At 34.7% G+C, this 11,754-nt stretch carries 13 protein-coding genes; 2 read left to right on the top strand and 11 right to left on the bottom strand.

The window, feature by feature from the left end; translation table 11 throughout:
• Nucleotides 1-12: 12 nt before the first annotated feature.
• From DEU39_RS16230 to DEU39_RS16195, 8 genes are all read right to left on the bottom strand, one after another.
• On the bottom strand, nucleotides 13-432 hold the full coding sequence (locus DEU39_RS16230) for an OsmC family protein (protein WP_062673700.1): 420 nt from the start codon (nucleotides 430-432) through the stop codon (nucleotides 13-15).
• Nucleotides 433-507: 75 nt separating this feature from the next.
• Nucleotides 508-1,446 carry a proline dehydrogenase family protein gene (locus tag DEU39_RS16225; RefSeq protein WP_120232624.1) on the bottom strand — a complete coding sequence of 313 codons (939 nt, stop codon included), beginning with the start codon at nucleotides 1,444-1,446 and terminating at the stop codon, nucleotides 508-510.
• A 29-nt stretch (nucleotides 1,447-1,475) separates the two neighbouring features.
• Nucleotides 1,476-2,798, bottom strand: a complete 1,323-nt coding sequence (locus tag DEU39_RS16220) for a DUF58 domain-containing protein (protein ID WP_120232623.1) — start codon at nucleotides 2,796-2,798, stop codon at nucleotides 1,476-1,478.
• A gap of 67 nt (nucleotides 2,799-2,865) precedes the next feature.
• Nucleotides 2,866-3,897, bottom strand: coding sequence for an AAA family ATPase (locus DEU39_RS16215; RefSeq protein WP_183037431.1), 1,032 nt, complete (start codon nucleotides 3,895-3,897; stop codon nucleotides 2,866-2,868).
• A 113-nt stretch (nucleotides 3,898-4,010) separates the two neighbouring features.
• On the bottom strand, nucleotides 4,011-5,168 hold the full coding sequence (locus DEU39_RS16210; RefSeq protein ID WP_120232622.1) for a hypothetical protein: 1,158 nt from the start codon (nucleotides 5,166-5,168) through the stop codon (nucleotides 4,011-4,013).
• A gap of 11 nt (nucleotides 5,169-5,179) precedes the next feature.
• Nucleotides 5,180-5,971: a hypothetical protein gene (locus DEU39_RS16205; protein WP_062673692.1), complete on the bottom strand. Its 792-nt coding sequence runs from the start codon at nucleotides 5,969-5,971 to the stop codon at nucleotides 5,180-5,182.
• Nucleotides 5,964-6,926: a DUF4013 domain-containing protein gene (locus DEU39_RS16200; RefSeq protein WP_120232621.1), complete on the bottom strand. Its 963-nt coding sequence runs from the start codon at nucleotides 6,924-6,926 to the stop codon at nucleotides 5,964-5,966. Before DEU39_RS16200 ends, DEU39_RS16205 begins: the two co-directional genes overlap by 8 nt.
• A complete protein-coding gene (locus tag DEU39_RS16195; protein ID WP_062673688.1) occupies nucleotides 6,910-7,893 on the bottom strand; it encodes a stage II sporulation protein M in 984 nt (327 codons plus the stop codon). The genes DEU39_RS16200 and DEU39_RS16195 overlap by 17 nt, the downstream gene beginning before the upstream one ends.
• Nucleotides 7,894-7,921: 28 nt before the next feature.
• On the opposite strand from DEU39_RS16195, the gene DEU39_RS16190 reads away from it, so the two are divergent.
• Nucleotides 7,922-8,671, top strand: a complete 750-nt coding sequence (locus DEU39_RS16190) for an RDD family protein (protein WP_120232620.1) — start codon at nucleotides 7,922-7,924, stop codon at nucleotides 8,669-8,671.
• 141 nt (nucleotides 8,672-8,812) lie between these two features.
• The gene (locus DEU39_RS16185) at nucleotides 8,813-9,103 is read left to right on the top strand and encodes a GNAT family N-acetyltransferase (RefSeq protein WP_120232619.1); all 291 of its coding nucleotides are present in this window, start codon (nucleotides 8,813-8,815) and stop codon (nucleotides 9,101-9,103) included.
• Here the strand turns inward: DEU39_RS16185 and DEU39_RS16180 are convergent.
• From DEU39_RS16180 to DEU39_RS16170, 3 genes are read right to left on the bottom strand one after another with little or no spacing between them, the layout of a single operon-like run.
• Nucleotides 9,092-10,063, bottom strand: a complete 972-nt coding sequence (locus DEU39_RS16180) for a glycosyltransferase family protein (RefSeq protein WP_120232618.1) — start codon at nucleotides 10,061-10,063, stop codon at nucleotides 9,092-9,094. The genes DEU39_RS16185 and DEU39_RS16180 overlap by 12 nt on opposite strands.
• Entirely contained in the window at nucleotides 10,064-10,888 is an 825-nt protein-coding gene (locus tag DEU39_RS16175) for a UDP-2,3-diacylglucosamine diphosphatase (RefSeq protein WP_120232617.1), read from the bottom strand.
• A 57-nt stretch (nucleotides 10,889-10,945) separates the two neighbouring features.
• Nucleotides 10,946-11,686: a YebC/PmpR family DNA-binding transcriptional regulator gene (locus DEU39_RS16170; RefSeq protein ID WP_034694756.1), complete on the bottom strand. Its 741-nt coding sequence runs from the start codon at nucleotides 11,684-11,686 to the stop codon at nucleotides 10,946-10,948.
• Between the last annotated feature and the right edge of the window lie 68 nt (nucleotides 11,687-11,754).

Genomic DNA, 11,754 nt, shown 5'->3' with positions numbered 1-11,754 from the left:
TTATGTAAGAGATTAAATTTTTTCTCCGTTCACATACACTTCGTATCCGATTTCTACATTCGGTTCTAACGTTTTTGATACAGAGCAGTATTTTTCAAAAGAAAGTTCTGCAGCCTTTAATGCTTTTTTAGGATCAATTTCTCCTTCCAAAAGGAACTTAACGTTAATCGATTTAAAAGGTTTTGCATCTTCTACCTGCACTCTTTCGCCTTCTACTTCTGCCTGAAAGCTTTTAATTTCCTGACGTTGCTTCTTCAGAATAGACACCACATCAATTCCGCTACAGCCTGCTACAGCCATCAGTACACTTTCCATTGGGGAAACTCCTTTGGCTCCCGGCTGGGAAGTATTATCTAAAAGGATAGAATTTCCTTGTGAGTTTGTACATTCAAATAAAAAATCGTCGTTTATTCTGTTGAGTGTAATTTTCATTGTACGGGTTTATATTTCAGATTTCTTTTTATATTCTTATTCAAATATAAAAAACTTTATGGAGTAAACCTCAGGCTAAGACATGATATCAACCATAGCCTGAAAAAGATTATCCGGATTTTCTGCAATGCGGTTACACATGTACAGATACCATTCATCACCATACACAATATACTGCCTGCACGGGTAACCTTCTTTATAGATTTCATTCAACAGATCTTCCTGTATTCCCAGTAACATTTCAAATTCATATTTAGATTTTGGAATATCATATTGTTCAATGAGCTCTTTAACTCTATTCTGAACGATATTATGATGGGTAGCAACAGAACATTTCCTGTTTTTAAGGAAAAGAGTTTCAATATATTTAATATATAAATCATCTAAATGTTTTCCTCTCTCTACAGCATGTCCCGGAGGAACAGCAAAAGCACCTTTTACAATTCTTATTTTCCCTTGTGTTTCATTCAATATCCGTTCAAGGTCTTTTGGAGTACGGTTTAAATATGCCTGCAGGGTAATTCCAACATTTGGAAAATCAGGCGATATTTTACAAAAGGTATTAATAATATCATCAGTTCTATCAATACCCTCTGCACTAATCACTATTTCAATATCTTTTTTGTAAGCTGATTCTGCTAATGACATTAAATTATTATAAGCAAGATCCTTATCAATTGCAAGACCAATATGTGATAAATCCAAAGAAATGATAGAATTGATATTCTCTTCTTTCACTTTATTAATCAAATCAAAAAAATGTTGAGTTACTGATTCTGCTTCTTCCACGGAACGGGTACTTTCTCCCATAAACTCTAGTGAAGTTGGAAGTCCTTTATCATTAATTCTTTTAGCAGTGGCAATCGCTTCTTCCATTTTTTCGCCTCCTATATATCTTTTAGCTGCTTTCAGTAAGAGTTTAAAGAGCTCAGGATTGTTAAGAATATATTCTTTTGCACCTTCATTTAAGGCAGCTATTTTCAACAGCGCACCTGCCTTTTCTTTTAGTTCCATTCTATTTTTTGATTTGTATTTAAAATATTTTATAAAATTCCTCTCGCTTTTATCTCCAGATATTTATTGATAACATCGATATTCAAATTTTCCGGAAGGGTATATACGGTATAAATTCCGTATTTACGAAGTTCCTGGATGATCAGTTTCTTTTCAAATTCAAATTTTTCAGCAATAATTTCATCATAAATTTCCTGCATATTTTCAGGATTTTTGTTGATCAACGTCTGCAGTTCTGAATTTTTGAAGAATACCACTACCAGCAAGTGATTTTTAGCAATTCCGCGAAGATATTTCAACTGTCGGTTCAATCCGTCAAGAGTTTCAAAATTGGTAAAAAGCAGAATTAAGCTTCTTTGACTGATGGAATATTTTACATCCTGATACAAACGGTTGAAATCACTCTCGAAGAAATCGGTTTTAATATTATAAAGCGCTTCAGAGATTTTCTTCAACTGTCCGGATTTATTATCGGCAGCAATTTTATTTTCAGCTTTCTTGGAAAAAGTCATCATTCCCGCTCTGTCTCCTTTTCTTAAAATAATATGAGAAAGTGCCATGGTTGCATTGATGGAATAATCCAGTAAACTTAATCCATTGAACGGCATTTTCATGGTTCTTCCTTTATCGATCAACATAAAAATACGCTGTGATTTTTCATCCTGAAACTGGTTTACCATGAGTCTGTTGGTCTTGGAAGTTGCTTTCCAGTTGATCGTTCTGATATCATCTCCGGGAACATATTCTTTGATCTGCTCAAACTCCATGGTGTGTCCCAGCTTTCTGACTTTCTTGATTCCACCCAATAAAAATTCACTCTGAATAGCCATCAGCTCATATTTTCGGAGATGAATAAAAGAGGGATAGGCAGGAAGCATAGCATCTTTCTGGAAAATAAATCTTTTTGAGATGAATCCCAAAGGTGATGATGCATACACATTCAGTCCTCCGAAATGATATTCTCCCCTTTCTTTAGGCTCTAATGTGTATTGAAAAAATGTATTGCCTCCAGAAGCGATCTGCTTTTCAATCAGAAAATCTCTCTTTTGAAATTGAAACGGAATTTCGTCAATAATTTTAGTGGCTATGGTGAAGCTGTAATTATTTTTAATATCGATTTTTACAAAATTCTCATCTCCGTTGGACAATTTTTCAGGCAAAATTCTCTGAACCTGTAAGGCATTCTTTTGATTAAACAGCAACAGAAAATCTACCATTGCCGCAAGAAAACAGATCAACAGTGCAAGATGGGCTCCCCACATCATCACCGGAAAGAAAAATGCAAGGACATACAGGATCCCCACTGCGATGAGTGTAAAAAAGAAACGTGTATTGATGTATAAGTTTTTCATTGGTTAGGTGGCAGGTTGCAGATGAAAGGTTTTAGTAATGATGATTCAAGCCCCTCTTTCTACTACCCTATCTCGGTATTTCTATTCCTTCTAAAATCTGACGGATAATTTCATCTGCGCTAAGACCTTCCATTTCTCTTTCGGGAGAAACGATTACTCTGTGCCTTAAAACAGCATAGCTTGCCTCTTTAATATCTTCAGGGGTTACAAAATCTCTTCCTCTTAGTGCAGCAAACGCTTTGGAAGCTGTCAGAAGTGCGAGTGAAGCTCTTGGAGAAGCCCCCAGATATAAGAACTGATTTTCTCTGGTATTGATGATAATCTTAGCAATATATTCCATCAGCTGTGCTTCCACAATGATTTCTTTTACCAGATGCTGATAGTTTTTCAACTGCTCTGCACTGATGACACGATTGATTCCTTCTGTTTTATCTTCTTTTTTACTTTCGTGCTGATTTTTAATGATCGCAATTTCCTGTTCAAGATTAGGATATCCTACATTGATTTTGAATAGAAAACGGTCCAGCTGAGCTTCCGGAAGCCGGTACGTTCCCTCATGTTCAATAGGGTTTTGTGTAGCGATAACAAGGAAAGGTTCATCCATCGCATACCGTGTACCGTCCATCGTGATCTGTCTTTCTTCCATTACTTCAAATAGGGCAGACTGCGTTTTTGCCGGCGATCTGTTGATCTCATCAATCAGTATGAAATTGGAAAAGATAGGTCCTTTTTTAAATTCAAATTCTGAGTTTTTCACGTTGAATACAGAAGTTCCCAAAATATCGGAAGGCATCAGATCCGGAGTAAACTGAATTCTGCTAAATCCTACATCAATGGTTTTGGCTAATAATTTTGCCGTGATTGTTTTTGCTACTCCCGGAACTCCTTCAATAAGCACGTGTCCGTTTGAAAGTAATGCAGCCAAAAGATGTTCAATCATTTTTTCCTGTCCTACAATTACTTTTCCGATCTCAGATTTTACTTTTTCTAAACTCGCACGAAGTTCAATCATATCAATTCTCGACTGAAATTGCTCTTCCTGTTTGTTAAGATTGATAGCGCTTTGGTTTTCTATATTCGGGTTATCAAAGTTTTCCATAATAATTTTAATTTGCTAGTTTAACAATGACTATCTACAATTATATGTGTTCTAACGAACAGACATTTTAGCATTGAAAAACTGTTATATGGTTAGGTTATTCTATTGTTATATTATTTAAGTATTTCATCAAGGAGCTTATTGATCCTTGTAAGATCTTCCTTCATAACACTGGCGTAAGGATCCTGGGCTTTTTTGATAAGTACTATTGCTTCACTGATCATTTCTAAGGGTTTACCAGTTTTCAGATGTAATTTTTTTGCAAACTCTTCATCTAAATTCTGAGTATCTATCAACAGATCCATTCTCACTTTGTTCAGAAAATACTGTGCCTTCTTGGCCATCATATCATGAAAATCGCCTTCCTGAAGATACAGATTTCCAATGCTTTTCACAAAATCCAGGGAAGTATTTCTTAATGGCTCTTCTACAGGAACTATCCTCTGTTTCCTTTTTGCATTAAAAAAGATAAAAAGAATAAGTCCTCCTAAAAATACCCACCATGCATATTTTAAAGGTGGATTTGACAATATAAATCTCATGAAAAAGCGTGATTCAGAACTTTTGTTGGATACGAACCAAAGGGTTTCTCTATCCTGAAGATATGAAAACACATCCTGTGCATATTTTACATTGCCGGGTTTCAGAAGATAATAATTCGTCAGGAAAAGAGGTTCTGTATGAGCATAGATATATCCTTTACCAAACTTTACTTTAATAAAATTGGCCTGATCTGTATTCTTCTTCTCAACTGTTTTCCCCAGTACTTCCACTTTAGGTTTGATAAAGGAAAATCCTCTGCCCGATGGAAATTTATCTAATTTAATAAAATCATTCTGAAATTTTTTATCGGTAAGTTTCAGGACATTTTCTTCTTCAAAAGAGATCTCAGAATCGTAATATCCGATACTATCAGAAATTTCTTTAGGCATGCGGGTTACCATCAGAAATGCATCCGAACCTTCAGATATCTGAGACAGAATTTTTTTCCATGACTCACCGTCAAGGTTATTTTCAATGACTACAATATTGTGAGCTCCCTTTTTGTGCTGGCTGTAATATTCATAAGGAACCTGTTCAATCTTCTTAAGATTATTTTTAAAAAGATATTTCGCTTCATTATTAAAAACAAACAGTCCAAACGGAGACTTCTCATTGATATCAAAATTCTTCCGCCAGTCTGTCGTTTCTTTTTTGTTAACTTCAAGCAACGCCAAAATAATCATCACAATGACGAAAATTACAGCATATGTTTTGAAAGTTTTGTTCATGGTTACTATAGTTATGGTTTAAATGCCTGATACTGATTTTTAAATTTCTGATAGCTCTCTTCTTCAATTCTGAATTCACCATACCATACATAATCAAAAATATAAGACAGATTGGAGAAGTCACCCTTCAGATGATGAGCTTTTAACTCTGAGGCATAGTCCTTATTGGTTTTTTCCGGATTCCAGTTGATCAATTTTTTGTCACTCAGTTTTTTAAGAACAAACAGGAATTGATACCGAACTGCGGAACGATAATCTCCTGCGTGTTCAAATTTCGCGATACTTTCAGGGAAATTGATTTCATGGATATTCTCATGAAGTTCCTGTACATTGAGATCCAGTTTTTTATTTTTTTTACCAAAAATAAAATTCCCGTCTTTTCCCATAATATATTTAATAATAAAATACAACAGAAAACCTACAAGAATAATTGCAAACAGACGAATAATGATCGTGGTCAGCTCTGCCGATTTAGTGAACGCTGTTTCTCCAAAAATACTCTGTATAATCTGATTGATTTTTCGCATCAGCTTTTGAAAGAAAGATTCTCTCGGTTTTGATACGGAATAGTCAAATTCATTTCCTTTATATCTTGACGGAATATTTTCTTTGAATGTTTTCGGATACACCTCATTCTCCGATACCGGATTTTTCATCAGCACAGAATCCGCACGCAGCATATTTCTGTAATGTCCGGTGGTGTATAGTGAATCTACCAGATCATCAGAATCGGAATTATCATCCTGAGCATGAACCAGCCCAAGTGAGAAAAAAAGCAGTATGAAAAAAATAATTTTATTCATTGATTCCAATCGTATCTATTTCTGCCAATTCTACTTTCTGGTGAAGATCTGTTCTGCTGTCATAATACATCAGTCCTGCATTCACATACATCAGGTTTGAAAGAAAAAATGAAAATAACATAGAAAATCCATAGAATACAAAAAATACAATTCCGGCAGCTCCGGTAAAAGGATTCTGCTCAAAATTTCCGTCCGGTGTAGAAGTAAGCAGGGATCCGTAAAAGAACATCATAGGGATAAATGTGAACATAGATGTTATCATATACATAATAATAAACATCACAAATGCAGATCCCCAATATTTCCAGTATGGTGATTTTTCACTTCCATTCGGGTAAGAAAACTGAGAACGTAAAGCATAGCTCAAGCTTCCCCAGAAACCTCTGTCCGAATTAAAATAATCATACATCAGAAAGGTAGTAAAATTAAATATCGTTGGATAAAGAAGCAGGATCAAAAACAATCCGATAATAATAAAAATCAGGATATAAGAAAAACCTACTACAAATAAGATTGCCGGAGTAACGATAAAGATCATTCCCAGACATAGTTTTCCAATTCTTCCGGCATTGTTTTTAAAGTCGCCGAGAATTTCATCAGTCTTTATTTTTTCTGCTCCCTGTGCAATTCTTTTTAAATAAAAAACAGGATACAGATAATTGACAATCATCAGGATCATGAAAAGCAGGAAAGTCAGTAATCCTACTGTGATCAGCATTCCGGAATTTTCTGAAAAATACTGTTCAAAATAATAGGTTTCACCGCCAAGATTAGATCCGAATATCTGTGAAAACAGTTCCTTATATCCGAAGATAACAACAGTAATCATTAAGATCAAAAGCAGGCCATTGATCAGAATATAGTTTTTGAAATAATTCTTTCCGTATAATTTGAAAAAATTGAAACTGTCACTGATGAAAGTTCCAAAATCTCTTTTTTTATAAAATTGTATCATTGATGTGTTTATTAGTTTTTTTGTAAACAACAGAAGGATAAACAAAATAGTAGTATCCAATAATTGCAAGTGAGCCAAAAATGATGATAAGGTTTAAAATTAAAGGCATCTTCAATGCATGTCTGGTGACATATCCTTCTATAATCCCTGCACAAATAGTGAAAGGGACAGTACTTAAAAATATTTTAAATGAATCTTTAAATCCTTTTTTAAACGAGTTAAATCTTGAAAATGTTCTTGGAAATAAAATAGACGCGCCCAGAATCAATCCGCACATTGCTTCTACTACCATAGCAAAAATTTCAAAAACCCCGTGAAGCCATATTCCTCTTGCACTGTCTTTCAATGCTCCGTAATCATAGAAGAAATATTGAAAAGCTCCCAGCATCACACTATTCGAAAGCAATGCGAACAATGTTCCCACTCCCCCGGCAATTCCGTAAATATATAATTTTGCTCCAACCTGAATATTATTAAAGATAATTCCGATGGTGCTTCCCCAAGTGCTTCCGCTCTGATAAACGCCTACGGCATTATTATTTTTAATATTTTCGATCGTTTCATTCACATACCCTTCCCCTAGTATAATATTCACAAAGCCTTTATCATAAATGGCAGAAAGCACTCCTATTGATGTAAACAAAATGAAAAAGAGAAAGGCATACATCAGATATCTCCGGTATTGATACATCAGCAACGGAACTTCAGTTTTGAAAAAGTAAACCAGCCTGTTCTCCTCTACCCTTTTTGTTTTATAAATTTTCTGAAAAATCTGGGCAGATAAATGGTTCAGATAAACAGTAGTATTGCTTTTGGGATAATAAGTCTGGGCAAAAGACAGATCATTGATCAGATTTATATACAATGAGGACAGGTCATCAGGATTTTTTTTTATTTTCCCTTGAATAACCTGTTCGATTCCCAACCATTTTTCTTTATTTTGTTTAATGAAATAAACTTCTCTCATAATTATTAAGGCTAAAATAATAAAAAATATGTCTCAAATTGCGATAAATACCTCACAAAATGTAAATATTAATTTTAATATTGCAGGCGTAGGAGAAAGGATGCTTGCCTTCATTATTGATCTCCTGATCAGAATTGCCTACGTGGTTATTATCCTGTATCTGTTCTTCAATATTCTTGATTTGGGATATCTTCTGGATGGTCTTGACGGCTGGTCGATACGGGCTGTCTATATTGTTCTTACCTTTCCTGTTTATATTTATCCTCTTGTATTGGAAAGTTTAATGGAAGGTCAGACTCCCGGTAAAAAACTCATGAAAATAAAAGTAGTGAAAATTGACGGTTATCAGGCGAGCTTCGCAGATTATATGATCCGGTGGGTTTTCAGAATTGTAGATGTTTCATTTGCCGGAGTAGTAGGAATTATTTCTATGATTGTTTCTAAAAATAATCAGCGTTTGGGTGACATTGCTTCCGGAACGGCCGTTATCTCTCTAAAAAACAACATTAATATTTCTCATACAATCCTGGAGAATATCCATGAAAATTATGTTCCTTCTTTCCCTCAGGTAATTGCTTTGAGTGATAATGATATGAGAATCATCAAAGATAATTATACCAAAGCTCTGAAAGTTGATGACCGCCAGATCATCAATAAACTATCCGAAAAAATCAAAAGCATTCTGAAACTGGAAATAGATCCTACGAAAATGACGGAAAGGCAGTTTATCAATGTGATTATCAAAGACTACAACTATTATACAGGGAAAGATAATTAGGTAGATCTATGGTCAATTTTGCTTCGCAAGTGAATGGTTATCAATTTAAAAACATTTAAAAATTAACCGTGAAGCTTATTGCTTATTGCATATGCAAAGCTCGGTGTAATTTTTGTATATTGAAGAATAAAGTCCTGAATCATGAAATTTGAAAACAATAAATCCGGAAATGGCGGTGTTCTTACTTTAAATAATGAAACAAAAGAAGTAGGAAGACTTACCTATACCATTTTCCCTGAAGATAATAAACTGATTATCTCTTTTGTTTTGGTACACCCGGAATTTGAAGGAAGAGGAATGGGAAAATTCCTTGTGGAAGAAGCCATTAAATTTGCCAGAGAAAACAATTGGAAAGTATACCCGCACTGTTCGTATGCAAGGTCTGTGATGATGAGAATGAGTGATGTGGCCGATATCTTTTTAAAGAATTAAAACCTCGTTTACCAGGATATCTTCAATATCATCCGGATAATCTACTTTGAGATGATGATCTGATGCTACCCATTCCATTATTTCCTGAAGATTTAACACCTTGGAATTGGGAATTCCCATTTTATCCAGAGCACATGCATTGCATTCCTGCTCATATTGATTGTGGATGGGAATCACAAATAGCTTCTTATCCATAAATAATGCTTCTGCCGGAGTTTCAAAACCTGCATTGCACAAAATTCCGTCGCAGCCTTCAAAGTATTTCAGATACTGGCTTTCATCAATAGGAAACACTTCCACATTTTTTACCTTTACGCGTACTTTACTGTATTTTGAAAACACTTTCCACTCCACGGGAATTTTTCTTAAAACCTTAATGATATTCTCATCTGCAAAACTGGGAAGATAGACCAGATAATATCCCTGTTTATAAGGGTTCAGATTTCTGATCTTTCTCCTGATTACAGGTTTTTTTATCTGCGGATGATAATTTTCAAAATGAAAACCGATTTTTCTTTGGCTGGGAACGTAATATTTTAAAATCATTTCTCCCAGAAAATCTTTTTTTTCTGGTTTGGGTGTTTCCACAAAACTCATGGAAGCCTGATGGCTGAGTTCTATCATGGGAAGTTTTTTCAGTTTGGAAGCCCAACCTGTCAAAGGTTCATAATCATTGATAATCAAATCATATTGTGACAGCTCCAGTTCTCTGATGGTTTTAACAGCTTCAAAGAATTTATTTTCTGTAAATGTTTTTCGGTAGGATAAACCGCCTGTTTTATTATAAAGAAGAGAAATACCTCTATGTTGAAAATTAATATTAAAATCAGCCTTTAATTGCGACTGGTGCCCACTGATCAAGGTATCAACAGACACATGTTTTTTGAGAAGAGGAATAATTTCCTGTGCTCGGGCAACATGTCCGTTTCCAGTACCCTGGAATGCATACAAAACCTTCATTTAGGAAAAGTTGGTTACAATTTTTAAAAGAGCAGAATTATCCATTTCCGGAATTTCTTCAGCTTCATCATCTTTCAGCAAATGCTTATGCTCATCGTAATAAAAAATCTTCCATTCTTTATCATGATATTCTAAAGCGGACAGATTTTCAATCCAGTCACCAGAATTCAAATAAGTACAAGATCCTTTTTTATTAACAACCTCACGGATCTGCGGTTGATGGATATGTCCGCAAACGACATAATCATAATGATTGTCAATGGCCAGCTCAGAAGCAGTAAGTTCAAAATCACCGATATATTTTACTGCTTTTTTCACATTGTTTTTGATCTTTTTGGAAAACGAGTATTTCTCTCTACCCATTTTTTCTAAGAACCAATTTACAACATTATTGATAATAATAAGGAGGTCGTAACCTTTTCCGCCGAGTTTGGCGATCCATTTGGAATGCTGGACGGATGCATCGAAAACATCACCGTGAAATATCCAGGTTTTTTTCTGATCTATGTTCAGACAGATTTTATTACAAACTTTAAGTTTTCCCAGTTCAAAATCTGTGAACTTACGGAACATTTCATCATGATTGCCTGTAATGTAATAAACATCTGTGTTTTTGGTAGCCAGTGAAAGAATCTTTCTGATTACCTTCAAATGAGGTTTAGGGAAGTAAGACTTTTTAAACTGCCAGATATCAATAATATCACCGTTTAAAACTAATGTTTTAGGGTGGATAGAATTGAGGTATCTCAACAATTCTTTAGCCTTACATCCATAAGTTCCCAAATGAACATCCGATATAACAACTAATTCAACGTTTCTTTTCATAGTTTTGTACAAAGAAACTAATTGAAAATTAACTGTATATGAATGCTATGTTATTTTTTATAAAGAGTTCATCAGCTCTTCTGTGATTTCCATATTGTGGTAAACGTTTTGCACGTCATCATCTTCTTCGAAACGCTCAAGCATTTTCATATTAGCCTTGAACTGTTCTGCATTTACTTCTTTTGTATTGTTTGGAATTCTCTGAAGTTCTGCACTTTTTGCTTCAATTCCAAGCGCATCCAATTTGTGAGATAGAGAACCGAAATCTTCAAAAGCTGTAGTGATCATTACTTCCTCCTCATCCTTTTCCACATCTTCTGCACCTCCATCAATCATTTCCATTTCGAAATCATCCCAATCCATTTTAATCTGGGCTAAATCTATTGTGAAAATACCTTTTCTGTCGAAGATAAATGCCAGCTCACCATTTTTCCCAAGGTTACCGTCAAATTTATTGAAAACAGCTCTTACATTAGCTACAGTTCTTGTAGTGTTGTTCGTAGTACATTCTACAAAAAAAGCAACACCACCTTGCCCATAACCTTCATAAGTGATTTCTTCATAGTTTTCTGCATCTGCACCACTTGCTTTCTTAATTGCTCTTTCAACATTATCCTTAGGCATATTCGCCCCTTTTGCGTTTTGGATACATCTTCTCAATGCAGGATTGGATTCCGGATCTGTTCCGCCAGCTTTCACTGCTAAAGCAATATCTTTTCCAATTTTAGAGAATGTTTTAGCCATCTTGTCCCATCTGGCCATTTTAGAAGCTTTTCTATATTCAAATGCTCTTCCCATTTTAATTTTTAAATTTCCAACAAAATTACTCAAAAGTCCACAAAAAAAAAATACCTCCAATCAAATTG

It is taken from the genome of Chryseobacterium sp. AG363 (assembly GCF_003610675.1).
GTDB lineage: Bacteria > Bacteroidota > Bacteroidia > Flavobacteriales > Weeksellaceae > Chryseobacterium > Chryseobacterium cucumeris.
The sequence above is the reverse complement of the archived record's forward strand: the minus strand, read 5'-3'. Positions and strand labels throughout refer to the sequence as shown.